This window comes from Chitinibacter sp. SCUT-21, assembly GCA_041874755.1.
Taxonomy (GTDB): Bacteria; Pseudomonadota; Gammaproteobacteria; order Burkholderiales; family Chitinibacteraceae; genus Chitinibacter.
In genome coordinates, this window is sequence record CP102611.1 from 2,262,911 (window position 1) to 2,289,017 (window position 26,107).

The following is a 26,107-nucleotide window of genomic DNA, read 5'->3' on the forward strand; positions in this document are numbered from 1 at the left end:
ATTTAACGTGGCCACCGTCGCATTCACACCCTGTTTGGTACGGCCAAACAAACCGGGATAATCTTTACTAATCGTTTGGCTAAGATCGCCTTGCGCCAAGGCTTCGGACACGCGCAGCACATCGTTAAAACCGACATCGCAGGTGATAATCAGCTGGTTTAAGTTTTCCAACATCGATTTGAACATATGCTGGTACTGGCTGGCATCGCAGCGCGGGCTAAAGTCACCATTCGCACCTGCAGAAGCAAGGCGAGCAATATCACCACTAATCGCCAGCAAAGCGCGTTTCACCTCACTAATCGATTGGGTGATTTTGATTTTCTCACCCGGTAATTGCGGCATGTCGGCGCTAAAGTTACCCTGTGAATATTGGGCGATGACATCGATGGTTTGCTCGATCACTGCAATGTGGCCCGCGACCAGCTCATTGGTTTGTCGCGCCATTTCACCAAAAGTACCCGGGTAGTCGTGCTCATTCATTCTGGCACTCATCATGCCTGCACTATGCTGTTGTGCCATGCTTTGTTGGGCGCCAACAAAGCTTTGAATCGACGTTTGCATCTGCTGCATGGCGCGCATCAGTTGCCCCGTTTCATCCTGAGAGCGGGTGTCAATTTGATTATTGAGTTGCCCTTGTGCAATGTTTTGCGCCACGGCGACAGCGCGCGAGAGCGGTACCGAAATTGCGCGAATCAATAAATAAGCCGATAAGCCCGCTAAAACACTGCCAAGGATGATCAAGGCAATCGAAATATTGCGCACTGTTTCGAAGGTTTTTTGTGATGCAGTGTATTCGGCTTTCGCGACCGATAGCTGTAACTCGATTAATTCCCCGACCTTGCCGCCTATCGGGTCGATGCTGGCATAGAGTGGCCCATCAAATTCATTCAGCTGGCCTTGCAAAGAGCCATGTTGCTGTTTGAGGAAGTTTTCGAGTTTTTTAACATCATGATCGGCCCGCTCAAACAGCGCTTCGGCTTCTTTGGCTAATTTGGCTTCGTCGCTGGTCAGCGTGGTGGCCATATAGGTTTTCCACAGGCTATCAATCTCGACGCTCGCCGCGTGGACTTTATTTAAGGTCGTTTCGGCATCGACTAGGCCGGCATTGGCTTTATTGACGGCATCGATCACGCTAACGGCATAATCATCCGCAATAAGTTTAAGTTGCTGCAAGGGGACGACACGATCTTCATAGACGGTTTTAAGCGATTGATTGCTTTGTCCAAGACTATATATCCCTAAACTGCCAATCCCAACGAGGAGGAGGGCGAGAAAAGCGACGGTGTAGATCAGACGTGATTTAATTGAAAGCTGCATTCGGATCACCTTTTCGAGCTCTTTTGAAACATCTAACAAGAGATCTTACTTTTTGAGAAATCTCCGGTAATCTTCGTGATAGTTTAGTTGCGCGCATTTTTCGATTGTCATATTTGCTACGCCGACAAGCGGTATTGAAATCTACTTCGTCCTAGGCATAGCAACGGCCAGCAGGGCGAGATATGCTGCGGTGCTTAGTGGGCAATCCGAGTTCGGTGATTGGTGTATAAGGAATTAAAAATGAAAACGAGTTGGTGCATGCTGTTGTTCGCGTTGACAACCGGTGCGGGAGCGGCGGAGGTTAAAGTGGCGGTAGCGAGTAATTTTGTTGCGCCGCTCAAGCAACTGGCGGCCGAATTTGAAAAAAGCGGCGGCCATCAGCTGCAAATTTCCAGCGGTGCGACAGGTAAATTATTTGCGCAAATTAGCAATGGCGCGCCATTTGAGGTGTTTTTAGCGGCCGACGACGAAGCGCCGCAGCGCTTAATTGCCAATGGCTTGGCTGTTAAAGATACTGCCTTTACGTATGCATCTGGCCGCCTTGTGCTATGGCGCGCTGATGGCAATACCCCTAATCAAACTACCTTAAAAACCACGCCGTTTAAACGCTTGGCGATTGCAAACCCCAAAGTCGCGCCGTATGGCCGCGCGGCGCTGGAATATCTGCAATCGCAAGGCTTGAGCAGCGTGACCGAAGGCAGACTGGTGTACGGCGAAAACATCGCGCAAACGCTGCAATTTGCATCCAGCGGCAACGCCGATTTGGCCTTGGTTGCGGCATCGTTAGTGACGATGAACGGGCAAATTACCCAAGGCCGTGGCTGGCTCGTTCCGGCGCAATACCATCAACCCATTAAACAAGATGCGGTATTGCTGAAAAAAGGGCAGGATAATGCCGCAGCGCGTGCCTTTTTACAGTATTTACAATCGGGCGCAGCGCAAAAAATCATCCGGCAATATGGTTATCAATAATGTGGTTTAGCCCCGAAGACATCGCCGCGATTGGCCTAACGCTCAAACTCGCTGCAACGACAACGCTGTGCTTGCTCGTACTCGCCACGCCGCTGGCGTGGTGGCTCGCGCGCAGCCACAGCGTGCGCGCCAAAATTGTCGGCGCGATTGTCACTTTGCCGCTGGTGCTGCCGCCGACGGTGATTGGTTTTTACCTGCTCGTCGCGCTCGGCCCCAATAGCCCTGTGGGGCAATTGACCGAAGCGTTGGGCATTGGCCTGCTGCCGTTTACGTTTTGGGGCTTGCTGATCGCGTCGATTATTTATTCGCTGCCGTTTGCCGTCCAACCCTTGCAGCAAGCCTTTGCCGCGATTGGCGCACGCCCGCTGGAGGTCGCCGCCACCTTGCGCGCCTCGCCGCGCGATACGTTTTTCAGCGTGGTGTTGCCGCTGGCGCGGCCCGGCATCATCACCGCCGCGGTGATGAGTTTTGCGCATACGGTCGGCGAATTTGGCGTGGTACTGATGATAGGCGGTAATATCCCGTATGAAACGCGCGTGATCTCGGTGCAAATCTACGATCACGTCGAAGCCTTGGAATACACGCAAGCGCACGCCTTATCGCTAGCGATGTTGGCGTTCAGCTTTATCGTATTGTTTGCGCTGCATTTTTTTAATAAGCCTGCGCGCTAAAACTCCAAGGCTTTAAACCCGCAGCCCAATTATTTTGAATCAGGAAATCTGTAATGAGCACTGCCGAAGTAGAAGTTAGCCAGTTTTACCGCGAAGTCGCGCAAACCCAAACGATCTGGAGCATTAAAGACGACGTTGGCTTTCCTGCGCCGATAGGCGGCAAAGGCAAACGCGCGATGCCGTTTTGGTCATCGAAAGCGCGCGCCGAAGAAGAGATCGCGAATGTGCCCTCATTCAAAGGCTTTGAACCCGTGGCGATTGCGTGGGAGGTTTTCACGCAGCAAATGGTGCCCGGCATGGAGCGCGATGGTTTGCTGGCTGGCGTGAATTGGTCGTCGATCCGCGCCGTGTCGGTCGATGTAACGCCGACGGAATTGCAAACTCAAGTTCAGGCGCAGCAAACGGCGCAATAATGACTAGCGATTCGGCTTCGTTCCTGATCAAACTGAATGCACAGTTGGATCAATTCGGTCTCGATATTGATCTAACCTTGCCCGCGCGCGGCGTGTCGGTATTGTTCGGCCCGTCGGGTTGCGGCAAAACGACGGTGTTACGCGCGATTGCGGGGCTGGCGCCGCAGGTGCGCGGCGTGGTGAATATCGCCGGTGAAGTGTGGCAGGACGAGGCGAGATTTGTGCCGCCGCATTTGCGCGGCGTTGGTATGGTGTTTCAGCAGCCGAGTTTATTTGCGCATTTATCGGTCGAGCAAAACCTGCTGTTTGGCCTCAAACGCACGCCGGCCGAGCAACGGCGGATTGCGCCCGAGCAAGCGATTGAATTACTTGGCATTGCGCATTTATTGGCGCGTAAACCCGCGCTGTTATCGGGTGGCGAGCAACAGCGCGTTGCGATTGCGCGTGCTTTGCTGGCCTCGCCCAAATTACTGCTGCTCGACGAGCCACTGGCCGCGCTCGACGCGCCGCGTAAGGCCGAGCTGTTGCCCTATCTGGCCAAGCTTAATCGCGAACTCGATTTGCCCATGGTGTATGTCACGCATGCGATGGACGAAGTGAGCCAATTGGCCGATTTTCTCGTGCTGATGAATCAGGGTGGGGTGGGTATGCAGGGGGCGCTCTCATCTGTATTGTCTCACCCAGATATACCTAGTCAATTTTCCGATGAGTTATCGACGATTGTTGATACGCACGTAGTCGCGATCGACGAGCAATTTCATCTCAGTACGCTCGCCTTTGGTCGCGACGGCGCGTGCGCGCAATTACACGTGCCGACAAAAAACCACACTGTTGGTCAAGCGCAACGGCTGCGGGTATTTGCGCGCGATATTAGTTTGGCGCATAGCGAGCATCACGACAGCAGTATTGTGAATCGCCTGCCAGCGACGATACTCGCGCTAATCCCGACCACACATCCAGCACATCTCTTAGTGCAACTAGACGTGGCAGGCCTCACTTTTATTGCCCGGATTACTGCTTATTCACAAGCAAGCCTGCAACTTGCGGTTGGTCAGCCAGTGTGGGCGCAAATTAAAGCGGTGGCGCTGCTCTAGGCAACATTCGAAGGTAGTGTTGCGTGTTTTCATGTTGGTTGCATATTCCATACAGGCGCCGTAATTGCTTAAATCCCTAATATGTCGCCATCTGTAAGTATTGGCATATTGGAATGCCCATCGAATCGGTTAAGGTTTGCCGTGAAAGTTTTTCCCTATCGTTTGCATGCATGGACCTACTTGGCTGCACTGCTATTTTTGGGGTTTGTAACCACCAGCATGGTGAGCTATTGGGTGTCGCATAAGGAAGTGCAGCAAAGCTTAGTGCACGAGGCTTTGCCGCTGACAAGTGACAATATTTACAACGAAATCCAGAAAGATATGTTGCGCCCAGTGTTACTGGCTTCACACATGGCGCACGATGCATTTGTTCGCGATTGGTTGCTCAGTGGCGAGCAAAATCGCAGTGAAATGATTCATTACCTCACCGAAGCGAAAGAAAATAACGGACTGTTTACCAGTTTCCTAGTGTCAGATCAGACGCACCATTATTATCACGCTGGTGGCATGTTAAAAAATGTCAGCGCCAGTGAGTCGCGTGATCGTTGGTATTTCCGTTTGCGGGCCATGAATGAGCCGTTTTCCATCGAAACAGAAGCTGATATTCCTGATCGTGAGCGCGTCACTTTCTTTGTTAATCACCGTATTGTAGATGAGCAAAATCGCTTTCTTGGCGCGATTGGGCTTGGTATCAAACTCGATACATTAACGGCACTCTTAACCCGTTACGAGCAGCGTTTTGGGCGGCGGATTTATTTTGTCAACACCGCTGGTGAGGTGATGCTCACTGCACAAGATAACCCCATGCATGGTTCCTTGCAGCAAGCCTCTGGGGTGAAAACGGTGGCTGCGCAAATATTGGCTCAACAAACTAACCCAAGTGCCTTGAGTTACCGACTTGATGGACAAAAAATAGAACTGCATGCGCGCTTTATTCCTGAATTAGGGTGGTATCTGCTGGTGGAGCAAAATGCCAGCGAAGCCTTGCGCCCATTTCAACAAGTTTTGCTGCTTAATTTGCTGATTTGCGGTGCTATTACGCTGATTATTGCGGTACTCGCACGCTACCGCATACAGCCCACCTCCAGTGGGCAGCCCCAATTGGCCTTTGTTAATCCGATTACTTCTCTTCCATCCCGTCCGGCCTTAGACGTGCTCTTAAGCCAAAAATTAAGCGAATTAAACCGCAACCCACGCCCCATTTCGGGTCTATTGATTGATATCGATTGGTTTGCTGATCTCCAGCAGCAATGTGCTCAAGGCAAAATGGCCGAGGTATTACAAGAGTTGGCCGACTTACTTCGCGCCGCTTCACGTGCCAGTGACATTGTTGCCCATATTGGACGCAGTGAATTTATGATGGTCTTGGATGATTGTGAATTACTGCATGCGACTGAATTAGCCGAGCGTTTGCGACACACCGTGGAACAACACCGTTTTGCCGTGGCTTTACCCGCGGCGCTAACGATTAGCGTTGCTGTCGCGCAATGGCAGCGGGGCGATGCGATTGAAATATGGTTACTGCGTTTGGATGATTTGCTCGAGCAAGCGCAGAGTACGGGCCGTAATCAAGTAGTTAGCGATGATGGCGCCGATGTCATCCTCGTTTGAAGCTTGGGTTGGGGTAATAGCCTAATCTACACGGGTAGTTTTTCTTCATGCCACTGCCATTTCGGCAAGATGCGCCCAGTGCTGTGCATATAAGCTAAGTATTCCGCCCCAAAATGCTTTAACAGCATGCGCTCTTCGTTTGGCATGCGTACCGAATAAAGAACGGCAAAAGTAGCCAGCCCACTGAACCCGGTCAACCAGTTTTGCAGCATCATGGCTTGGGCTAATCCCCAGAGCCAGAAGGCGGCATACATTGGATGGCGAATATGTTGATAGATGCCCGATTTAACTAAACGCTGCCCGGTGTGTAATTGCCACGTTGTGGTGCCATGGCCGGCCAAATCATATTGGCTGCAGCACAACATCCACAGGCTTAGCAGCATCACACCAGCGCCCATCAAGGCCATGAGCGGGCTAAAACTCCAATTGAAGTGCGCAAAGAGCGAGTCCGTACTGGCTAGAAGCGGTGTAAGTAGCATGCCGCACACCGCCATACCATGACCGATCCGTTCGGGCCAATCAGATTGGTTTGCGATGGGCTGTAGTCGCCGCTGGCGCAGAAGAACAGGAAGGCGAATGCAGATCAGCGCCAATGCGGCGAAGATAAACAGCCGCTGCGCGATGTCTAGATTCATTTCAATACTCATAACTTCTTCCTTGCATATGGGCGTACTCAAATAATAAGTTTAATGATAATCATTATCGAATGAATGTGCAATTTGGTGTGTAAATATGCAGCAAGCTATACCGTAAATAATCACTAGGGCTTACGATCAAAACACGTTATGCTTTTTGCATCTTGAGTAAGGAGTGGGATATGAAAAATTTGCCAATGTGGTGTGTTGTGGCTGCGCTGACTTCTGGTACGGTATTGGCTAGCCCTGATCCAATGAAGGCTTTTCCTGAAGCGGAACCAGGTTATCAACGAGTGGTGATTCAGTTGCCCCAAGTGAAGGATCCGGATTTGCGCCGCGTGCAGCTTATCCCAGGTAAAGTCATTGAGGCTGACTGCAATACGCGTGGCTTGCGAGCCACCATTGAGGAAAAAACCGCTGCAGGTTGGGGTTATAACTACTGGGTTGTAGGGCCGGTCACGACGGGGCCTACGACGATGATGGCCTGCCCTGAAGGTAGCGCGAAGAAGAAATTTGTCCCTGTCTATTCAGAAACCTTGCTGCGCTATAACCCCAAATTACCGTTGGTGGTGTACGTACCGAATGATATCGAGCTGCGCTACAAAATTTGGAGCGCACCAACGAAGGCAAAAGTGGCCAAATAGTAAAGGTATAAAGCTGTAGATCAATATTTGTAATGTGCTAATGGCAATACCGTTATGGGTATTGCCATTTTTATTTTATAAGCTTTGATCGGATACGCTATTGGCTAAACCGTGCTGATTTGTTACGCAGGTATCGAACCTGCGTTTTTCTGCTCTACACTGGATCAATACTGGTTTGCGGGTGAGGGGCTTATGTTGCGCTGGCTATTGATGCTATTTACTTGCGCAACGGTGCATGCGCAGCAGTTAGTGGTGATGTACGGCGATGAAGCTTATCCGCCGTATTCCTATGTGGAAAATGGGCAATTCAAAGGGATTTATGTCGATTTTTTGCGCCATGTGAGTGAATTGATGCCGGATTACCGCTTGGAGTTACGACCCAAGCCGTGGAAACGAGCGCTAGTAATGGTGAAAAGTGGTGAGGCCCTAGCGATTTTTCCGCCTTATCAATTTAGCGAGCGGGGTTTCATGGTGCCTTACTCGGTGCCGCTGCACACGGAGCGTGTTGTGATTATGTGCGAGCGACGCGTAATGAAAAAACCTCGGCCAAATTTTCCGCAGGATTTTGCCGATGTGGTCATCGGCATTAATCGCGGATTTTTATTAAGCGATGCGTTTTGGCATGCGGTGCAAGATGGGAAAATTAAAATTGATGAAGCGGCCAATAGTGAAGTGAATTTACGTAAATTGGCGGCGGGCCGCATCGATTGTTATGCCAACGATCAATTTGCGGTGCAATTTGTCTTGCGCAAACTACAACTGGAACCCAAGGCTGAGATGTCGCTTAAAAATCTCGACCTGCTCGAAGCGTATGAATTGCAGCAGCGTACCGCGCATATTGGTTTTAGCGCCTACGATAATCCAAGTTACAAGGCCGATTTTATCAATCAACTGAATGCGGCGATTGTATTAGGGCTGCGTCAGCAGTTGATGCAGCAGGCCATCGACGCTTATCTTCCTTCCCAATAAAAAGACCGCGCATTTTGCGCGGTCTTTGGGTAGATCAATCTGCTTATTTTCTATGGTCTGGCTCGACGGCGTTATCCGCACGATGGACCCAATAATCGGCGTTTTCAATCCCTAGCGCGCGTGGATCAAATTCTGGCTCCAGACCTTTGGCCTGTTGTGCTTCGTAATCATTTAGCGCTTTCAGTGCTGGTTTTTGCAGCAGTAAAATCGCAATAATATTGAGCCAAGCCATTAAACCTACGCCAATATCGCCCAAGCCCCACGCCAAGTCAGACGAGCGCACTGCGCCGTAAACTGTGGTGGCCAAGAGTGCAAATTTAAGCGCGAACAATGCCACCGAGCGTGCTTTTTCATTGCGCAGCAAATAGGCCACATTGGTTTCGGCGATGTAGTAGTAAGCAATAATTGTCGTGAATGCAAAGAACAGCAAAGCCACGCCAACAAACATTGCACCTACGCCGGGGAAGATGCTTTCAACGGCGGATTGCGTGAATCCGGCGCCTGCCTGTACCCCCGCCAAGCCGCTAAACAAAAAGCCGCCTTCAGGATTGACGACATTGTATTTGCCGGTGATTAAAATCATAAACGCCGTGGCCGAGCAGACAAATAGCGTGTCGACGTAAACGGCAAAAGATTGCACGATACCTTGTTTGGCAGGGTGGCTTACTTCGGCCGCCGCGGCAGCGTGCGGGCCAGAGCCTTGGCCGGCTTCATTCGAATACACGCCACGCTTCACGCCCCATTGAATCGCCAAGCCGATCATCGCGCCAAAACCAGCGTCAAAGCTCAGCGCCGAGCTAACGATCAAGCGGATTACTTCAGGCAAATCGCTAATGTGCAGCGCCACCACGACGCCCGCCATCAAGATATAACCAAGCGCCATAAACGGCACGATGATTTCAGCAAAGCGCGCAATGCGTTTGACGCCACCAAACACGATCAGGCCGAGCGCCAACACAACGCCGAGCGCAGTGGTTTCTGCTGGAATACCAAAGCCGTTGCTCAGGCCGCTGGCGATCCCGTTCGCTTGCATGCCTGGCAGCAAAATGCCGCAGCCTAAAATTGTCGCCAAGGCAAAAGCAATCGCGTACCAGCGCATGCCAAGGCCGCGTTCGATATAGTAAGCGGGGCCGCCGCGCAGTTGGCCGTCAACGCGCTGTTTGTAAATCTGGCCGAGTGTACATTCGATGTAGGACGTGCTCGCGCCCAAAAACGCCATCATCCACATCCAGAACACCGCACCAGGGCCACCAAAGGCGATGGCGGTCGCAACACCGGCGATATTACCGATCCCGACGCGGCCCGACAGTGTCATCGTCAAAGCTTGAAACGATGAAACGCCTTCGTCGCTGGCCTTGCCATCAAACATCAGTCGTATCATTTCGCGCAAATGGCGCACCTGCATAAAGCGGGTACGAATTGAAAAATAGACGCCCACACCCAAGCACAGATAGATCAGTGCTGGGCTCCAAATCAAGCCATTCAGGCTATTGACGATGTCCTGCATTCCTCACACTCCAGATTGATGAAACACGTTTTATTAATAATTTTTAATGATTGTCTCAGGATCGTGAGTCTGCGCTATCAGGGAAATCGGAAGCAGGAAATACCCTAGCTGTGCTGTGAGTGCTCGACCGAGCGGATAATACTGGCCAGTGTATTGGCTTGTAGCCGAATCTGATCGTTGCTGAGCGACGCATACCCCATGAGCCAGCCTTCAATGCTCGGTGTTTGACTAAAAAACTGGCTTAAAGGGCGCAAGGCCAAGCCGCGCGCGAGGCCCGCATTGGTCCACTCGGACTCCTTACCCTGCGGTATGCGGACCGTAAATTGCAGCCCGGCACTGGTATGCAGCGGCAGCAATTGCGGGCAATGCTGCGCCAGCTCGCTAATTAATAAATCGCGCCGACTTTTATACAGCGTGCGCATTTGCCGCAAATGGCTGGCGAAATGGCCGCCGTGGATAAAATCGGCTGTCACTGCTTGGAGCAATTGATTGCTGTGCCCATCAAATGCATTGCGCGCGCTGCTAAATGCGGCGACCAAATCAGGCGGCAACACGATATAGGCGAGGCGCAAAGAGCCAAACAGCACTTTGCTAAACGTGCCAACATAAATCACGCGCCCTTGCGTATCGAGACCTTGCAGCGACGGCAGCGGGCGATGCTCGTATTGAAATTCGCCGTCGTAATCGTCCTCGATAATCCACGCCTTGAGTGCTGCCGCGCGTTCGAGTAATTGCATCCGGCGCGGCAAGCTCATCGCCATACCTAGCGGGTATTGGTGTGAAGGCGTTGTGTAGATAAGCCTTGGGCTTGGATACTCCCCATTGATATTGATGCCTTCGTCATCAACCGGAATCGGACAAATGTGCGCACCCGCGCTGTGCATCGCATTGCGCGCGCCCGGATAGCCCGGCTCTTCCAGCCAAACATGGTCGCCGACGTCGATCAGCATTTGCGCGATCAGCTGAATCGCTTGCTGCGAGCTGGTCAAAATCAGCACCTGATTGGCGTCGCACTGCACATTGCGCGATTGCGCCAAATAGCCAGCAATCGCCGCGCGTAATTCGGGCAGGCCTTGCGGGTCGCCGTAGCGCATTAGCTGCGCACCGTCTTTTTTCCAGCGTTGCTGCATCAGCTTGCCCCACATTTCTTGCGGAAAAGCATTCGTATCGGGCTGGCCAGTAAAAAACAGCGGTGTATTAAACAAATCATCTCGACATGCGCCCAGCTCGGCAATCGCCTGCCCGCGTTGCGACAAACCGGCCGCCGCCTTGGCCGACTTGCTGGCTTTGGACTTTGCGCTCGCTTGCGCGTCAATCGCCACAAAACTGCCGGCGCCGGTTTTTCGCGCCAGATAACCTTCCGACTCCAGCCGCGCATACGCCAGCTCGACCGTGCTGCGCGACAGTTGCAAATCCTGCGCTAAAGTGCGCGTTGCTGGCAGTTTGCTGGCACGCGGCAAATAGCCATCCAAAATCGCGCGCCGCAGCGTGCGAACGAGTTGTTCGTGCAAGGGCAAATCGGCCTGCGCTTGGTCGGCAAAGAGGGTGGGGAGTGCGGACATTGGTCTGGCCTTGGCTGGAAAATTGGTTTGCAGTGAAAGACCATTATGCAGCTACAGTGCAGACATTGAAAGTCATCAACAACCTAGATTGGATTGCGCGGCATGATGTTCCGAGATTTATTGCTAACCCTGCATTTTGTTGGCCTGATTGTCGGTGCGGGCTCTGGCTTTGCCTTGTTTGTGATTGGTTTTCTGTTGCCACGCTTCGCTGAGCGTGAACGCGCTGAAATCGCCATCGGACTTTATACATTGCGCTATATGTCGTATGCCGGATTGCTGTTGTTGGTGGTGACGGGGATTTTGATGTTGCAAGCACTTTGGCAAGGCGTACAGGACTCGCTGTGGTTATGGGGTAAGTTGTTGGCGGTGGCGATCATCGTGGTGTGCGCTGTCTTCGGAGTCCAAGCGATGCGTCGGCCTCGGCCCGATGCTGCCGTTTTCCGCCGCTTGGCCTTGCTCGGCAAAATTAGCGTCGCTGCCAGCTTATGGGTGGTGATTTGTGCGGTACAAAGTTTTCATTAAAGAGAATGGCGATGCAAATTCGGTTTGCTCAGAAACACGATGCCGCCGCGATTGCCGCTTTACACGTACAAAGCTGGCAGCAAACCTATCGCGGCACGCTGAGTGATGATTATTTAGATCATCACGCCGCAGGCGAGCGTTTGGCGCAGTGGCGGCAACGTTTGGCCTCGCCCACGCCACAGCAGCGCGTGTGGCTGCTTGAACAAGATCATCAACTAATCGGGTTTTGCTGCGCTTATTTAAACCATGATGCGCGCTGGGGTTCGTATATTGATAATTTGCACGTGGCTCAAGCCGCGCAAGGGCAGGGCTTGGGTTCGCTGCTGTTAGCTAAGGCGGCGCAAGCAGTGCTCGATGAGTATATGCATCAAGGCATCTATTTATATTGCAATCAGAGCAATACGGCAGGGCGGTATTTTTACGAGCGCCGTGGTGCGCAGTGTGAAGGTGAACACGAGTGGTTGGCGCCCGATGGTAGTCGGGTGGCGACATTGAGATATGTTTGGCCCAAGGCGAGCCAATTATTAAGTCGACAAGGAGTATGAATATGAGCGCAGTTTTATCTTCTGGTTTGGCCAGCCCACAAGAGTCGGCCGCATTTTTTGCCGAGCAACTCAAATACCGTACCGATCCGGCTGATCTGGCGGCGGACCTGCTGGCGCGCAATGAACAGATCGTCGTGCTTGATACCCGTTCCCCACGGCATTATCAGACTGCGCATATTCCCGGTGCGATCTCGTTCCCGCACCGCACGATGAATGAAGACACAACGGCGCAGCTGGATCGCAGCAAAGTGTATGTTTGTTATTGCGACGGCATCGGCTGCAATGGCTCAACCTGGGGCGTATACAAAATGGCACAACTGGGCTTTCAGGTGAAAGAGTTGATCGGTGGTATTCACTGGTGGCAACAAGATGGCTTGGCGATCGCGACCGGTGATGAGCCGGGGGTATTAACTGAAATCTCAATCCAATGTGCGTGCTGATATGTATACCCCTAATCATTTTAAATCGCCCGATCGGGCAAGCGATCTGCAACTGATCCGTGATTATCCGCTGGCGACTTTGGTTGCGCAGGGCGAGGCTGGATTGGATGCCAATTTGATTCCGCTGTATTGGTATGACGATGGCAGCGAGTTTGGCGTGCTGCGTGGCCACTTGGCACGCGCCAACCGCTTGGCACTGTGCGCGGGCCGTGAAATTCTGGCGCTGTTCCAGTCGCGAGGCGATTACATTTCGCCGAACTACTATCCGAGCAAAGCGCGCGACCCGCGCGTGGTGCCGACATGGAATTACTCTGCCGTGCAGATTAATGGCGTGCTGGAAGTCATGGATTCGCCTGAGGCGCTGCGGCAATTGCTCAGTCAAATGACCGAGCATCACGAGCAAGGGCAGGCACAACCGTGGGCGATGAGCGATGCGCCAAGCGATTACTTGGAGAAAATGCTGGCGGCCGTGGTCGGCATTGAAATCCGTATTCAGTCTATGCAGGGCAAATTTAAACAAAGCCAGAACCAAAGTGCGGAAAATCAGGCTGGCGTGCGTGCTGCTTTGGCGTAGCGAGGAACAAGATGCAGCGCGATATATATATTAACGAATTTGGCCAGCCGCTCGGCCCCATCGTCGAAAACTGGCAAGGCGCGACTTTTCCCACTCCCAAAGTGATGGAGGGTTGGGGCTGTCGGCTGGAGCCACTGAACGCGGCACAACACGCCGCCGACTTATGGCAAGCGTTTAGTGCCGATAGTGGCGCGCTGTGGTCCTACTTCACTGCAGGCCCCTATGCCAGCGAAGCAGAATTTGCTGCGGCGTTGGCTGAGCGCGCGCAGCAGCGTGATCCACAGTATTACGCCATTATCGATGCCGCCAGCGGCAAGGCGCTGGGCTTGGCCAGTTATTTGCGCATCGACCCGCAAGCAGGTTCGATTGAGGTGGGCTGGTTACACTTCTCACCAGCGCTGCAGCGCACACGGCTCGCAACAGCTGCGATGGTTTTGATGATGGCTTATGCGTTTGAGCTTGGGTTTCGGCGCTACGAGTGGAAATGCAATAACTTAAATGCGCCATCTAAGCGCGCAGCTGAACGGCTAGGGTTTACCTTTGAAGGTATTTTTCGCAATGCAACGGTATCGAAAGGGCGTAGTCGCGATACAGCGTGGTTTTCTATCATTGATAGTGAGTGGCCGACATTACGAACAGCCTACCAAACATGGCTCGCGGAAGAGAATTTCGACGCGAAGGGGCAGCAATTGCGAAAACTCAGTGAATTCATGCCCGCAAAACAGTAAAACAAAGCCCGCGGCAGCGGGCTTTGTGCTTTTTGTGCTTGGTTTTGGGGTTTTGCTATTCGGCTTGTTGGTGCAGTCCGCTGCATATTGATTGGCTAGGCTCAAATGGCTAAAATTGAGTTTCCTTTGTTATCAATTACTTATCGCCTTTGTTCGCTTTTCTTTGTCGATAAGTGTTGACGTGTTTCAGGCCGGTGGGTATAGTTCGGCCTCTCTGCTGATGACGCAGCGAAACGAAGTGATGTTTCTCTCTGTCTCGCACCGATCTTTAACAAATTACAGCCGATGAGTGTGAGTGCTTGATTCGTAAGTCGAAACAAGTGCTTGCACTCAGATGATAGGAAATAAACAAGACGAACTTAATTGTTCATCTCGTTTCTTTCTTTGAGTATTGAAGTACAAGCCAAGTAGTAAAAATAGCAGAGATTAAACGAAAGAGTTTGATCCTGGCTCAGATTGAACGCTGGCGGCATGCTTTACACATGCAAGTCGAACGGCAGCACGGACTTCGGTCTGGTGGCGAGTGGCGAACGGGTGAGTAATACATCGGAACGTACCCAGTAATGGGGGATAACTATCCGAAAGGATAGCTAATACCGCATACGCCCTACGGGGGAAAGAGGGGGATCGCAAGACCTCTTGTTATTGGAGCGGCCGATGGCTGATTAGCTAGTTGGTGGGGTAAAGGCCTACCAAGGCAACGATCAGTAGCGGGTCTTAGAGGACGATCCGCCACACTGGAACTGAGACACGGTCCAGACTCCTACGGGAGGCAGCAGTGGGGAATCTTGGACAATGGGCGCAAGCCTGATCCAGCAATGCCGCGTGCGTGAAGAAGGCCTTCGGGTTGTAAAGCGCTTTTGTCAGGGAGCAAATCCTTGTGGCTAATACCCACCGGGGATGAGAGTACCTGAAGAATAAGGACCGGCTAACTACGTGCCAGCAGCCGCGGTAATACGTAGGGTCCAAGCGTTAATCGGAATTACTGGGCGTAAAGCGTGCGCAGGTGGTTTGTTAAGCACGATGTGAAATCCCCGAGCTCAACTTGGGAATTGCATTGTGAACTGGCTAACTAGAGTACGGCAGAGGGGGGTGGAATTCCACGTGTAGCAGTGAAATGCGTAGAGATGTGGAGGAACACCGATGGCGAAGGCAACCCCCTGGGCTGATACTGACACTCATGCACGAAAGCGTGGGGAGCAAACAGGATTAGATACCCTGGTAGTCCACGCCCTAAACGATGTCTACTAGTTGTTGGGCTTTTCGGAGCTTAGTAACGCAGCTAACGCGTGAAGTAGACCGCCTGGGGAGTACGGTCGCAAGACTAAAACTCAAAGGAATTGACGGGGGCCCGCACAAGCGGTGGATGATGTGGATTAATTCGATGCAACGCGAAAAACCTTACCTGGTCTTGACATGTACGGAATCCTTTAGAGATAGAGGAGTGCCTTCGGGAACCGTAACACAGGTGCTGCATGGCTGTCGTCAGCTCGTGTCGTGAGATGTTGGGTTAAGTCCCGCAACGAGCGCAACCCTTGCCACTAGTTGCTACCATTCAGTTGAGCACTTTAGTGGGACTGCCGGTGACAAACCGGAGGAAGGTGGGGATGACGTCAAGTCCTCATGGCCCTTATGACCAGGGCTTCACACGTCATACAATGGTCGGTACAGAGGGTCGCTAACCCGCGAGGGGGTGCCAATCTCACAAAACCGATCGTAGTCCGGATTGCACTCTGCAACTCGAGTGCATGAAGTCGGAATCGCTAGTAATCGCGGATCAGCATGTCGCGGTGAATACGTTCCCGGGCCTTGTACACACCGCCCGTCACACCATGGGAGTGGGTTTCACCAGAAGTAGGTAGGCTAACCGTAAGGAGGCCGCTTACCACGGTGGGATTCATGACTGGGGTGAAGTCGTAACAAGGTAGCCGTAGGGGAACCTGCGGCTGGATCACCTCCTTTCAAGAGAAAAGACCTTCGGGTCAAGTACTCACACTCATCGGCTGTAGAGTTTGAAGATACAGAGAAAGTAGCTGAGCAATGAAGCAATTCATTGCAGGGTTACGGACTTGGTTGGAAGCTGGGTCAGTAGCTCTGGCGGCGTAGATTATCTAAAAGTAATCGCGAAGTTAGAGATGATCTAGTGAAGACAAAAGCTGGGTCAGTAGCTCAGTCGGTTAGAGCACCGTCTTGATAAGGCGGGGGTCGCTGGTTCGATTCCAGCTTGACCCACCATTGATTCATCAGTGGAAACAGCTTTGTAATGCCAGATTGGGGGATTAGCTCAGTTGGGAGAGCACCTGCTTTGCAAGCAGGGGGTCGTCGGTTCGATCCCGTCATCCTCCACCAATCACAAGAGTTCAGAATTCAGTGAGCAAGCAGATTTATTCTGGTTTGTTTATTTTGTTCTGGTTTCTTAAATCAGAATGCCTTTGGCATCTGTATCGTTCTTTAACAAAATAGAAGAAGTAATATCTCCTAATTAAACAATGTGAGCATCAAGGCAACTTGGTGTGAACAGTAAATAAATTGGGTTGATTGTATCTCTGATCGAAAGATCAGCGTTGAATGACGTGAGAACTCATTCAACAAGTCGTAAATACCGATACTCTAAACCGATGATACGGTAAAACGTGTTTGAGGTTATAGGATCAAGCGAATAAGTGCATCTGGTGGATGCCTTGGCGATGATAGGCGACGAAGGACGTGATAGCCTGCGATAAGCGTGGGGGAGCTGGCAAAGTGCTTTGATCCCACGATTTCCGAATGGGGAAACCCGGCCCTTTTGGGTCACTCATCACTGAATACATAGGTGATGTAGAGCGAACGCGGTGAACTGAAACATCTAAGTAACCGCAGGAAAAGAAATCAACCGAGATTCCCAAAGTAGTGGCGAGCGAAATGGGAAGAGCCTGTACGTGATAACAGTCGTGTTAATAGAACGGAATGGAAAGTCCGGCCATAGTGGGTGATAGCCCCGTATATGAAAACACAATTGTGGTACTAAGCGTACGATAAGTAAGGCGGGACACGAGAAATCCTGTTTGAAGATGGGGGGACCATCCTCCAAGGCTAAATACTCATCATCGACCGATAGTGAACCAGTACCGTGAGGGAAAGGCGAAAAGAACCCCGGGAGGGGAGTGAAATAGAACCTGAAACCGGATGCATACAAACAGTGGGAGCAGACTTGTTCTGTGACTGCGTACCTTTTGTATAATGGGTCAGCGACTTACGTTCAGTAGCAAGCTTAACCAAATAGGGGAGGCGTAGGGAAACCGAGTCCGAATAGGGCGCATAGTTGCTGGGCGTAGACCCGAAACCAAGTGATCTAGCCATGGCCAGGATGAAGGTGCGGTAACACGCACTGGAGGTCCGAACCCACTGACGTTGCAAAGTCAGGGGATGAGCTGTGGCTAGGGGTGAAAGGCTAAACAAACTTGGAAATAGCTGGTTCTCCTCGAAAACTATTTAGGTAGTGCCTCATGTATCACTGACGGGGGTAAAGCACTGTTATGGCTAGGGGGTCATCGCGACTTACCAAACCATGGCAAACTCTGAATACCGTCAAGTGCGAGCATGGGAGACAGTCCTGGGGTGCTAACGTCCTGGGACAAGAGGGAAACAACCCAGACCGCCGTCTAAGGTCCCAAATGATCAATTAAGTGGAAAACGAGGTGGGAAGGCATAGACAGCCAGGATGTTGGCTTAGAAGCAGCCATCATTTAAAGAAAGCGTAATAGCTCACTGGTCGAGTCGTCCTGCGCGGAAGATGTAACGGGGCTCAAATTGATAACCGAAGACGCGGATATGTACGATGTACATATGGTAGAGGAGCGTTCTGTAAGCCTGTGAAGGTGTCTTGAGAAGGATGCTGGAGGTATCAGAAGTGCGAATGCTGACATGAGTAGCGATAAAGGGGGTGAAAAGCCCCCTCACCGAAAACCCCAGGTTTCCTGCGCAACGTTCATCGGCGCAGGGTGAGTCGGCCCCTAAGGCGAGGCAGAAATGCGTAGTCGATGGGAAACAGGTTAATATTCCTGTACTTGGTATTAGTGCGATGTGGGGACGGAGAAGGTTACCTCAGCCAACGGTTGGAAGAGTTGGTTTAAGCGTGTAGGTGTGTGGCTTAGGCAAATCCGGGCTGCTTTAACACTGAGGCGTGATGACGAGTCTACTTGTAGACGAAGTGAGCGATACCCTGCTTCCAAGAAAAGCCACTAAGCTTCAGCTAATATCGAACCGTACCGCAAACCGACACAGGTGGGTAGGATGAGAATTCTAAGGTGCTTGAGAGAACTCGGGAGAAGGAACTCGGCAAATTGACACCGTAACTTCGGGAGAAGGTGTGCCTCTAGTAGGTGAAGGTGTACAACTGGAGCCCAATGAGGCCGCAGAGAAATGAGGGCTGCGACTGTTTATCAAAAACACAGCACTGTGCTAACACGAAAGTGGATGTATACGGTGTGACGCCTGCCCGGTGCTGGAAGATTAAATGATGGGGTGCAAGCTCTTGATTGAAGTCCCAGTAAACGGCGGCCGTAACTATAACGGTCCTAAGGTAGCGAAATTCCTTGTCGGGTAAGTTCCGACCCGCACGAATGGCGTAACGATGGCCCTACTGTCTCCTCCCGAGACTCAGCGAAGTTGAAGTGTTTGTGAAGATGCAATCTCCCCGCTGCTAGACGGAAAGACCCCGTGAACCTTTACTGTAGCTTTGCATTGGACTTTGAAGTGGTTTGTGTAGGATAGGTGGGAGGCTTTGAAGCAGGAACGCCAGTTTCTGTGGAGCCGTCCTTGAAATACCACCCTGACCCCTTTGAGGTTCTAACCTAGGTCCGTTATCCGGATCGGGGACCGTGCATGGTAGGCAGTTTGACTGGGGCGGTCTCCTCCCAAATTGTAACGGAGGAGCTCGAAGGTCGCCTAGGTACGGTCGGACATCGTACTGATAGTGTAATGGCAAAAGGCGGCTTAACTGCGAGACCGACAAGTCGAGCAGGTGCGAAAGCAGGACATAGTGATCCGGTGGTTCTGAATGGAAGGGCCATCGCTCAACGGATAAAAGGTACTCCGGGGATAACAGGCTGATTCCGCCCAAGAGTTCACATCGACGGCGGAGTTTGGCACCTCGATGTCGGCTCATCACATCCTGGGGCTGTAGCCGGTCCCAAGGGTATGGCTGTTCGCCATTTAAAGTGGTACGTGAGCTGGGTTCAAAACGTCGTGAGACAGTTTGGTCCCTATCTGCAGTGGGCGTTGGAAGTTTGAGGGGGGCTGCTCCTAGTACGAGAGGACCGGAGTGGACTGACCTCTGGTGTACCGGTTGTCACGCCAGTGGCATTGCCGGGTAGCTAAGTCGGGAATAGATAAGCGCTGAAAGCATCTAAGCGCGAAACTAGCCTCAAGATGAGACTTCCCTAGGTCTTTAAGACCTCTAAAGGATCGTTCGAGACCAGGACGTTGATAGGTCGGGTGTGGAAGCGTAGTAATACGTTAAGCTAACCGATACTAATTGCCCGTGAGGCTTGATCCTATAACCTGAGACGCGTTAAGCGACAGGTGCAATCGACCCGATTGTGAATGTTAAAGTTAAGAGAAATAAGATTACTTCTTCTATTGATTTCGAGTGATTGCAAACCCAATGGGGTAAGCAGTTAACTCACCCAGTTTTGTCTGGTGACCATAGCGAGGTGGTCCCACTCCTTCCCATCCCGAACAGGACAGTGAAACGCCTCAGCGCCGATGATAGTGCGGATTGCCCGTGTGAAAGTAGGTCATTGCCAGACTACCCTATTCAAATACCCAGCTCGTTGAGCTGGGTATTTGTTATTAAGTAAAAGCAAGATAGCAAAAGCAAGATAGCAATTTAAACAAAATTTAGTTTTTGGTGCGCCAGAATATCGGACACGAGAGACAACCAGTTTTGTTTGGTGACCATAGCGAGGTGGTCCCACTCCTTCCCATCCCGAACAGGACAGTGAAACGCCTCAGCGCCGATGATAGTGCGGATTGCCCGTGTGAAAGTAGGTCATTGCCAAACTCCCCATACAGACCCAGCTCGATGAGCTGGGTCTTTTGCTATGTAGCTACACATTAACATTCCAAATAAAAAAGCCCAACGCATCGCGTTGGGCTTTTGTGCTTTATATGCCAAATCGAAGTCGGATCGGCCGCGGGATTTTTTCGAATAGTGGCGAAAAGTCAGTCGCATCCATCAGGTTTTTTAACTGCAGCCCTAGCTCGGTATCGCCTGAGATTGTTAAGCGGCGCTGGAAAAATAGCGTGTCTGGATCTTCCTGGCGCCGGGCAATAATCCAATAATCGGCTAGGCTAGCGCCAAAGGTGACATCGGGCTTAGCGCTGCTGGCGACAAAACGGCCTTGGCGAAAACTATACGAAAAGCCGCAGCCGATATCGCTGGCCAGTAGCCGTACGGTGCGACCTTCTAACCAGCTAAAGTCTTCCTCAGGCCAGAGCTGATTTTTGACCAAGTTAAGTGCGGTCACCACGCCAAATGCAGGCGGCGTTTCGGGTAAATGCTGCAATAGGCGTACTACTGGTTGTGGGATATTCATCGTAACTCCTGATGGGCAATACCGGCTTGGCCATGCCAGTAGCCATTGACTAGACCTTCTGGGTTAATGCGCGACCAGTTTGCTGCGTATGTATGGGTATTGAGCTGTGATTTATATGCTGCAATGATTTCATCCGTATACTCTGCTTGTGGGCTGATGCGCAAATACTCAATGTTTTGCAAACCAGCGATGTCATCGATCAGCGCGTGACAGGCAGCCGATTGGGTTTGGATGCCGTTAATGCGCAAAAAGTCTTGTCCTTCACGCGTTTTCAGTAGCATGCCGTCGGCGTGCTCGATACATTTAAACTCACATGCGTCTTTGCTTAGATCGTAATGGCGTGCGGTGAAGCAGCGTGCCGAGAACGCCAGCGGCAAGCGGCCGTGTGCGAACACTTCGGTGTCGATCGCTGCTGTTTTTTCGGCGATCGTCGCCGCGACCATCTTGGCGCTGGCTTCCAGCGGGGGCACCCAACGTACAGCGCCTGCCTTGGCGTGCCAATCGAGTGCTGGGCCGTTGTAGATATTCAGGTGGGGGCCCGCAACGTAAGCGATGCCGGCTTCGCGCGCGACGCGAATCGCGCCCAGATCATTGGCTTCAATCAAACCACCCGCTTGCGCCAGTTTGCGCAGGCTAGATAAATCCGAGCCCGACTCCAACACCGCTTGCGAGCTGTAAATAATCTGTTTGCCACTCTGCGCCAATTCAGCGCCGAGCGCCAGCCAATCGGCGGTGCGCAATTCATGGCGGCGTGCGCAAACGACTTCGCCCAGATAAATCGTAGCAAGCGGCCAATCGGCCGCTTGCGCGTAAAAATCGATGATTTGCTGCTTAGGCCAGTAGTACAGCAGCGGACCAAGAGTGAGTTTCATCTTACCTCCATGGGCGGCTGTAAGCGCCGAGGGTTTGTTGATGGCCTTCGGAAACTTTGTTCAGCGCTTGCTGCCACGCCGGTTTCACCGAATAACGCGCGTCGCCCGCAGCGTCGATCGCAGCGCGTAGCGTTTTGGTGACTTCGGCGGTGTAGGCTGGGCTGCGTTGGCGGCCTTCGACTTTGATGGCTTTGACGCCAATGCGAAGTAGCTCGGGCAGCACGGATAGCGCGTTCAGGCTGGTCGGCTCTTCCAATGCGTAATAGGTCGCCTCATTCACTTCAAAACGACCTTTGCATAGCGTGGGGTAACCGGCAGGTTCGCCCGCTTCAAAATGATCGATCAAAATGCCGTTCAGACGCGTATCCATGGTATTGCCCTGTGGTAGCCATTGAACATGACTTGCAGGTGAACACACCCCATGGGTATTGGGCGATTCGCCGGTCGCGTAGCTCGATAAAATGCAGCGTCCTTCGGCCATTACACACAGGCTGCCAAAGCCAAAGACTTCAATTTCAACCGTGGTGTTTTTAATGACGTATTCAACTTGCGGCAAAGTCAGCACGCGCGGCAGCACCGCGCGGCGAATGCCGAAATAATCTTGCGCTAGGTTCACCGCTTCAAAATTGGTCGCCGAGCCTTGCACCGACAAATGGCGATTGAGCTGCGGGTGCACGCGCGTAGCGTAGTCGAGCAAGCCCAAATCGGCCAAAATCACCGCATTCGCACCGGCATCGGCGGCGGCGTCAATCGCGGCGTACCATTCTTTGACACGACCTGCTTGCGCGTAGGTATTGATCGCGACCAGCACTTCGCTGCCGCGCGATTGGGCGTAGTCGATACCGGTTTTGATTTGCGCATCGGTAAAATTAAGCCCGGCAAAATTGCGGGCGTTGGTGGCATTTTTAAAGCCAAGGTAGACCGCATCAGCGCCGTGATCGACGGCGGCTTTGAGTGCCGGCAGACTACCGGCAGGGCAGATCAATTCGGGCAAATGTGCAGGCATGGCGGCGTCCAGTTTGCAGATAGTGCAGCTTAGGGTGACTTGGATTGTGCCGCCTTAACACAGGTCAAGGTTTGCATGACTCATTTCTGCGCTTTAGAGGTAGGCAAAAAGCAGCAAAATGCCGAAAGAATGTGAAAATCACAGGCTTTTTTCAAAATTAGGTAAATTAATTAGGCAATTAGTGCAAAAGCGGCTTGGCGTTGACGCTATCTTGCTAGAAAATACGGGTACTATTATTGGCAAAAGGCACACCCCGGCTACCCGTCGGCGGTTGGACACCTAGAAGGGACTACACAATGAATATCGCAATGATCGGTTTGGGCAAAATGGGCGGCAATATGGCGCGCCGTCTCGCGCGTGGCGGAGCCAATGTGTTTGGCTTTGACGTGAGCGCTGAGACTCGGGAAGGTTTGGCAAAAGAAGAAGCCAACTTCCGTGCTTTTGCGTCTGTACCTGAATTGATCGCTGCATTGCCAACGCCGCGCGTGGTGTGGTTGATGTTGCCGTCGGGTGATATTTCCGAAGCGGCTTTTGCTGAAATGAAAACGCTGCTCGCACCTGGTGATTTGATCATCGACGGCGCGAATGCAATGTACAAAGACAGCCAACGCCATGCGCAAGAACTTGCTGCGTTGAACATCAAGTTTGTTGATGCTGGCGTATCTGGTGGCGTTTGGGGGCTGCAGAATGGTTATTGTTTGATGTTCGGTGGCGAGCAAGACGCAGCCGATATCGCCACGCCATTTATGAAAATCTTGGCGCCTGCCGCTGATCGCGGTTGGACGCACACAGGCCCAGCGGGCTCAGGCCACTTCACCAAAATGCTACACAACGGTATCGAATACGGCATGATGCAAGCGTTCGCTGAAGGCTTTGCAATGCTGAAGGCGAAAAAAGAATTCGATTTGGATGTCGCTGAAATCGCTGAAACTTGGCGCCACAGCTCTGTCGTGCGCTCTTGGTTGCTCGACTTGGTGGCGGAATCGTTCTCGCACGATACTGAACTTGAATCACTCAATCCGTTCGTTCCAGACTCAGGCGAAGGTCGTTGGTCAGTGCTGGAGTCTGTTGAGCTAGGTGTTCCTGCGCCTGTGATGGCCACTAGCTTGTACTCGCGCTTCTCTTCACGCGGTAACGACGATTACGCGATGAAGATGTTGTCGCTGATGCGCAATGCCTTTGGCGGTCACGCGATGTCTAAGAAATAAAGGTCTTATGGCTGCTCGCCTATAGCAGCCAAGGCAAATGAAAAAGCACCTTAATTGGTGCTTTTTTTATGGCTGCTCGAATTCAGCCGAGTATTGATCAGTAATTTTCTGCAAGCTGCCATCGCTACGCATGCGCTGTAGTGCGGCCTTTAATTTTGTAATGTGTGATGCTGACGTGCTTTTACTGCACCCTAAATACAAATCAGCCGTATGAAATATGTATAGCGGTTTGATTTTTTGCGGGTCGGCGCCAATTGATTGCGCGATCAGTTTTGCTGTAAATAAACCACCAGCAACAAGATCAATGTGACCCGCATATAATTTCTTCATTGATTGCTCTTCCTCCGCCGCAAGATCAACAGTGAAACCATTGCTTTCCAAAAATTGTACTTTACCGTCTTTTCTTTGCCCGCCAATCGAGTATTTTCGCGCGTCATCCAGTGTTTTTATCGTTAGATTTCGCTCTCTGAGTGCGAAAAAAGTCCATTTGTTCTGTGCTAACGGACCGATCCAAATAAAAGCATCCTCCCTGATCGGTAGGCGTGCCAAACTAAAAATGCAGGTATCCGTTTCAGTTTGTGCGGTTGAAAGTGCTCGGGCCCAAGGATATTGAACAAATCTATATTTCAGCTCTGCGTATGACATCAATTGCTCGATGATGCTGACAACCATCCCACTGGCCTTTTCGTTTTGTATGTCATTGAATGGTGGATTATTGCCGACAATCAGCGTTAGGTTGGCTCGAGCCTGAGCTGGCGCGAACAATAGTGTGAGTGAAAATAGCAGCAGAAATAAGACCCGCATAATCTATTCCGATAATTTATGTCTATCGGTATAGCACTTGCCTGCTTATTGATCCAATCCAAACGGGCGGGGCGAAGCGATGTGTTTAAAGTGATTGAATCCACCAAGTGATAGCAGGAACATGAATGATATTGAAGATTTACTTTCAGAAAACCTCACATTTTTTGCGCCATCATCTCGCCATTTATTCTTAATCCCGCGATAATTGCGACTCTTTGATTTTCTTGTGGAAACCGCTGCGATGATTCATCAGCACATGCTCAAATCTTATGTTTATCACGGCCTGACTGCGGGCCCGAAGCTGGTGGTGCTGGGGGCTGTGCATGGCAATGAGATTTGCGGGCCGATCGCGATTGAGCGGATTATGCGCGAGCTCGATGCGGGTGAATTGGTGCTGCAGCGTGGCCAAATTACCTTTATTCCAATTACCAATCCATTGGCGCACGCCAAGAATGAACGTAATGGCGATCGTAATTTAAACCGCAATCTACGCCCCAATGCTTTGCCGCATGATTTTGAAGATCGCATCGCCAATATGCTGTGCCCGATTCTGGAGCAGCAAGACGTGTTGCTCGATTTACATTCAACAACTAACCCGCCGGGCGAGCCTTTCATCATGCTCGGGCCAGAAAACAACGATGGTGAATTGTCGCCATTTGCCCGCGCTGCTGAAGAAGAAGCGCTGGCAGTGCGCTTGGGGCCAAAACGCATTGTAGAAGGCTGGTTGGAAACCTACGCCGAAGGCGTCAAACACCGCCTAGCCAATAGTAATGCCAGCGAGCGTGCCCAGATGCTCAGTACCGATCCAAGCTACGGCGTTGGCACGACAGAATACACGCGCGCGCACGGCGGGATTTCGCTCACGCTCGAATGTGGTCAGCACCTAGACGCTGATGCACCCGAAGTCGCCTATCAAGCCATTCGCAATACCATAGCGCAACTGCACCTGGCCGATTTGCCTGCGCCGCAAGTGCAAACCGAGTTTGAATTACTCAAGCTCACTCAAGTGATCGACCGCCATGATGTGGGCGATGCGTTCGTCAAAACCTGGGCTAGCTTTGATAAGCTACAGGCCGGTGAAATCATTGGTCATCGTGCTGACGGCAGTGCGGTAACGGCACCAGCCGATGGCTATATTTTGTTCCCCAATCCCGCGGCCAATCCGGGTAATGAATGGTTTTACTTTGCCCAGCATAGCGATCGCTTGGTTGATGGTATGAAATCTACGCGTTATAGCTAGGTATATGTCTATAGGTTATTAGAAATAAAGTTTGTAGCGCTATACATCTAAGCCGTGGTCGTTGACCACGGTTTTTTTTTTGCGACTCATTGCGCGATATTGATTGCCATTTTCCTGTTCCCTCCATCGATTGGTGAGATTTGTCAGCACCACTAAAAATGCTCTGCTAAAACTTTGAGGTAGAGAGTCATTTTG

General features: G+C 51.7%; 21 protein-coding genes, 2 tRNA genes, 4 rRNA genes and 1 pseudogene. 20 read left to right on the forward strand and 8 right to left on the reverse strand.

Going from position 1 to position 26,107, the window contains the following annotated elements:
* Positions 1-288 precede the first annotated feature (288 nt).
* Positions 289-1,317, reverse strand: a pseudogene (locus NT239_10545) (MCP four helix bundle domain-containing protein).
* Between the two features lie 240 nt (positions 1,318-1,557).
* Between NT239_10545 and modA the strand changes: the two are divergent.
* The 5 genes from modA to NT239_10570 all read left to right on the forward strand — a co-directional run bounded on the left by modA (position 1,558) and on the right by NT239_10570 (position 6,078).
* Entirely contained in the window at positions 1,558-2,289 is a 732-nt protein-coding gene (gene modA, locus NT239_10550) for a molybdate ABC transporter substrate-binding protein (GenBank protein ID XGA70224.1), read from the forward strand.
* Positions 2,289-2,960, forward strand: a complete 672-nt coding sequence (gene modB, locus NT239_10555) for a molybdate ABC transporter permease subunit (protein ID XGA70225.1) — start codon at positions 2,289-2,291, stop codon at positions 2,958-2,960. Before modA ends, modB begins: the two co-directional genes overlap by 1 nt.
* A gap of 53 nt (positions 2,961-3,013) precedes the next feature.
* Positions 3,014-3,373, forward strand: a complete 360-nt coding sequence (locus tag NT239_10560) for a DUF2750 domain-containing protein (GenBank protein XGA70226.1) — start codon at positions 3,014-3,016, stop codon at positions 3,371-3,373.
* The gene (gene modC, locus NT239_10565; GenBank protein XGA70227.1) at positions 3,373-4,467 is read left to right on the forward strand and encodes a molybdenum ABC transporter ATP-binding protein; all 1,095 of its coding nucleotides are present in this window, start codon (positions 3,373-3,375) and stop codon (positions 4,465-4,467) included. Before NT239_10560 ends, modC begins: the two co-directional genes overlap by 1 nt.
* A gap of 141 nt (positions 4,468-4,608) precedes the next feature.
* Positions 4,609-6,078, forward strand: a complete 1,470-nt coding sequence (locus NT239_10570; GenBank protein XGA70228.1) for a diguanylate cyclase — start codon at positions 4,609-4,611, stop codon at positions 6,076-6,078.
* A gap of 26 nt (positions 6,079-6,104) precedes the next feature.
* Here NT239_10570 and NT239_10575 read toward each other — a convergent pair whose 3' ends face one another.
* Positions 6,105-6,725, reverse strand: a complete 621-nt coding sequence (locus NT239_10575) for a protein-S-isoprenylcysteine O-methyltransferase (GenBank protein XGA70229.1) — start codon at positions 6,723-6,725, stop codon at positions 6,105-6,107.
* A 170-nt stretch (positions 6,726-6,895) separates the two neighbouring features.
* Between NT239_10575 and NT239_10580 the strand changes: the two genes are divergently transcribed.
* Complete coding sequence (locus NT239_10580) at positions 6,896-7,357, forward strand: ecotin family protein (GenBank protein XGA70230.1); 462 nt, start codon at positions 6,896-6,898, stop codon at positions 7,355-7,357.
* A 111-nt stretch (positions 7,358-7,468) separates the two neighbouring features.
* Entirely contained in the window at positions 7,469-8,326 is an 858-nt protein-coding gene (locus NT239_10585; protein XGA70231.1) for a transporter substrate-binding domain-containing protein, read from the forward strand.
* A gap of 43 nt (positions 8,327-8,369) precedes the next feature.
* On the opposite strand, the gene NT239_10590 is transcribed toward NT239_10585, so the two are convergent.
* Positions 8,370-9,833 (reverse strand): alanine:cation symporter family protein, encoded by a 1,464-nt coding sequence (locus tag NT239_10590; protein XGA70232.1) that lies wholly within the window; start codon positions 9,831-9,833, stop codon positions 8,370-8,372.
* 104 nt (positions 9,834-9,937) lie between these two features.
* The gene (locus NT239_10595) at positions 9,938-11,395 is read right to left on the reverse strand and encodes a PLP-dependent aminotransferase family protein (protein ID XGA70233.1); all 1,458 of its coding nucleotides are present in this window, start codon (positions 11,393-11,395) and stop codon (positions 9,938-9,940) included.
* Between the two features lie 102 nt (positions 11,396-11,497).
* Here NT239_10595 and NT239_10600 point away from each other — a divergent pair, with 102 nt between their 5' ends.
* From NT239_10600 to rrf (NT239_10650), 11 genes are all read left to right on the forward strand, one after another.
* Positions 11,498-11,917, forward strand: a complete 420-nt coding sequence (locus NT239_10600; protein XGA70234.1) for a hypothetical protein — start codon at positions 11,498-11,500, stop codon at positions 11,915-11,917.
* Positions 11,918-11,928: 11 nt separating this feature from the next.
* Positions 11,929-12,462 (forward strand): GNAT family N-acetyltransferase, encoded by a 534-nt coding sequence (locus NT239_10605; protein ID XGA70235.1) that lies wholly within the window; start codon positions 11,929-11,931, stop codon positions 12,460-12,462.
* Between the two features lie 2 nt (positions 12,463-12,464).
* Entirely contained in the window at positions 12,465-12,902 is a 438-nt protein-coding gene (locus NT239_10610; protein XGA70236.1) for a rhodanese-like domain-containing protein, read from the forward strand.
* Between the two features lies 1 nt (position 12,903).
* Positions 12,904-13,476, forward strand: coding sequence for an FMN-binding negative transcriptional regulator (locus NT239_10615; GenBank protein XGA70237.1), 573 nt, complete (start codon positions 12,904-12,906; stop codon positions 13,474-13,476).
* An 11-nt stretch (positions 13,477-13,487) separates the two neighbouring features.
* On the forward strand, positions 13,488-14,204 hold the full coding sequence (locus NT239_10620; protein ID XGA70238.1) for a GNAT family N-acetyltransferase: 717 nt from the start codon (positions 13,488-13,490) through the stop codon (positions 14,202-14,204).
* A 428-nt stretch (positions 14,205-14,632) separates the two neighbouring features.
* Positions 14,633-16,166 (forward strand): 16S ribosomal RNA (locus NT239_10625).
* A 196-nt stretch (positions 16,167-16,362) separates the two neighbouring features.
* A tRNA-Ile gene (locus NT239_10630) sits at positions 16,363-16,439 on the forward strand.
* A gap of 38 nt (positions 16,440-16,477) precedes the next feature.
* Positions 16,478-16,553: transfer RNA gene (locus tag NT239_10635), tRNA-Ala, on the forward strand.
* 300 nt (positions 16,554-16,853) lie between these two features.
* Positions 16,854-19,740, forward strand: a 23S ribosomal RNA gene (locus NT239_10640).
* A gap of 139 nt (positions 19,741-19,879) precedes the next feature.
* A 5S ribosomal RNA gene (gene rrf / locus NT239_10645) occupies positions 19,880-19,993 on the forward strand.
* A 140-nt stretch (positions 19,994-20,133) separates the two neighbouring features.
* A 5S ribosomal RNA gene (rrf, locus tag NT239_10650) occupies positions 20,134-20,247 on the forward strand.
* The 16S, 23S and 5S rRNA genes sit together here with 2 tRNA genes alongside, the layout of an rRNA operon.
* 103 nt (positions 20,248-20,350) lie before the next feature.
* On the opposite strand, the gene NT239_10655 is transcribed toward rrf (NT239_10650), so the two are convergent.
* Genes NT239_10655 through NT239_10665 form a run of 3 tightly spaced genes read right to left on the reverse strand, consistent with a single transcriptional unit; the run spans position 20,351 to position 22,660 of the window.
* Positions 20,351-20,782, reverse strand: a complete 432-nt coding sequence (locus tag NT239_10655) for an SCP2 sterol-binding domain-containing protein (GenBank protein ID XGA70239.1) — start codon at positions 20,780-20,782, stop codon at positions 20,351-20,353.
* Positions 20,779-21,654: a U32 family peptidase gene (locus NT239_10660; GenBank protein XGA70240.1), complete on the reverse strand. Its 876-nt coding sequence runs from the start codon at positions 21,652-21,654 to the stop codon at positions 20,779-20,781. Before NT239_10660 ends, NT239_10655 begins: the two co-directional genes overlap by 4 nt.
* A 1-nt stretch (position 21,655) precedes the next feature.
* Positions 21,656-22,660, reverse strand: coding sequence for a U32 family peptidase (locus NT239_10665; protein ID XGA70241.1), 1,005 nt, complete (start codon positions 22,658-22,660; stop codon positions 21,656-21,658).
* A 296-nt stretch (positions 22,661-22,956) separates the two neighbouring features.
* Here NT239_10665 and gnd point away from each other — a divergent pair, with 296 nt between their 5' ends.
* Positions 22,957-23,868 (forward strand): decarboxylating 6-phosphogluconate dehydrogenase, encoded by a 912-nt coding sequence (gene gnd, locus NT239_10670; GenBank protein XGA70242.1) that lies wholly within the window; start codon positions 22,957-22,959, stop codon positions 23,866-23,868.
* 66 nt (positions 23,869-23,934) lie between these two features.
* Here the strand turns inward: gnd and NT239_10675 are convergent, their stop codons facing one another.
* Positions 23,935-24,672 carry an ABC transporter substrate-binding protein gene (locus tag NT239_10675; protein XGA70243.1) on the reverse strand — a complete coding sequence of 246 codons (738 nt, stop codon included), beginning with the start codon at positions 24,670-24,672 and terminating at the stop codon, positions 23,935-23,937.
* A 241-nt stretch (positions 24,673-24,913) separates the two neighbouring features.
* Between NT239_10675 and NT239_10680 the strand changes: the two genes are divergently transcribed.
* The gene (locus tag NT239_10680; protein XGA70244.1) at positions 24,914-25,912 is read left to right on the forward strand and encodes a succinylglutamate desuccinylase/aspartoacylase family protein; all 999 of its coding nucleotides are present in this window, start codon (positions 24,914-24,916) and stop codon (positions 25,910-25,912) included.
* Positions 25,913-26,107: the final 195 nt, after the last annotated feature.

Excerpts from the sequence above, each read along its gene's own strand:
- NT239_10600 (XGA70234.1), top strand. The coding sequence starts at position 11,498 with ATGATGTTCCGAGATTTATTGCTAACCCTGCATTTTGTTGGCCTGATT.
- NT239_10560 (XGA70226.1), top strand. The coding sequence starts at position 3,014 with ATGAGCACTGCCGAAGTAGAAGTTAGCCAGTTTTACCGCGAAGTCGCG.
- NT239_10675 (XGA70243.1), bottom strand. The coding sequence starts at position 24,672 with ATGCGGGTCTTATTTCTGCTGCTATTTTCACTCACACTATTGTTCGCG.
- NT239_10655 (XGA70239.1), bottom strand. The coding sequence starts at position 20,782 with ATGAATATCCCACAACCAGTAGTACGCCTATTGCAGCATTTACCCGAA.
- NT239_10620 (XGA70238.1), top strand. The coding sequence starts at position 13,488 with ATGCAGCGCGATATATATATTAACGAATTTGGCCAGCCGCTCGGCCCC.
- modB (XGA70225.1), top strand. The coding sequence starts at position 2,289 with ATGTGGTTTAGCCCCGAAGACATCGCCGCGATTGGCCTAACGCTCAAA.
- NT239_10605 (XGA70235.1), top strand. The coding sequence starts at position 11,929 with ATGCAAATTCGGTTTGCTCAGAAACACGATGCCGCCGCGATTGCCGCT.
- NT239_10610 (XGA70236.1), top strand. The coding sequence starts at position 12,465 with ATGAGCGCAGTTTTATCTTCTGGTTTGGCCAGCCCACAAGAGTCGGCC.
- NT239_10615 (XGA70237.1), top strand. The coding sequence starts at position 12,904 with ATGTATACCCCTAATCATTTTAAATCGCCCGATCGGGCAAGCGATCTG.
- NT239_10590 (XGA70232.1), bottom strand. The coding sequence starts at position 9,833 with ATGCAGGACATCGTCAATAGCCTGAATGGCTTGATTTGGAGCCCAGCA.
- NT239_10665 (XGA70241.1), bottom strand. The coding sequence starts at position 22,660 with ATGCCTGCACATTTGCCCGAATTGATCTGCCCTGCCGGTAGTCTGCCG.
- NT239_10660 (XGA70240.1), bottom strand. The coding sequence starts at position 21,654 with ATGAAACTCACTCTTGGTCCGCTGCTGTACTACTGGCCTAAGCAGCAA.
- gnd (XGA70242.1), top strand. The coding sequence starts at position 22,957 with ATGAATATCGCAATGATCGGTTTGGGCAAAATGGGCGGCAATATGGCG.
- modA (XGA70224.1), top strand. The coding sequence starts at position 1,558 with ATGAAAACGAGTTGGTGCATGCTGTTGTTCGCGTTGACAACCGGTGCG.
- NT239_10580 (XGA70230.1), top strand. The coding sequence starts at position 6,896 with ATGAAAAATTTGCCAATGTGGTGTGTTGTGGCTGCGCTGACTTCTGGT.
- NT239_10575 (XGA70229.1), bottom strand. The coding sequence starts at position 6,725 with ATGAGTATTGAAATGAATCTAGACATCGCGCAGCGGCTGTTTATCTTC.
- NT239_10680 (XGA70244.1), top strand. The coding sequence starts at position 24,914 with ATGATTCATCAGCACATGCTCAAATCTTATGTTTATCACGGCCTGACT.
- modC (XGA70227.1), top strand. The coding sequence starts at position 3,373 with ATGACTAGCGATTCGGCTTCGTTCCTGATCAAACTGAATGCACAGTTG.
- NT239_10595 (XGA70233.1), bottom strand. The coding sequence starts at position 11,395 with ATGTCCGCACTCCCCACCCTCTTTGCCGACCAAGCGCAGGCCGATTTG.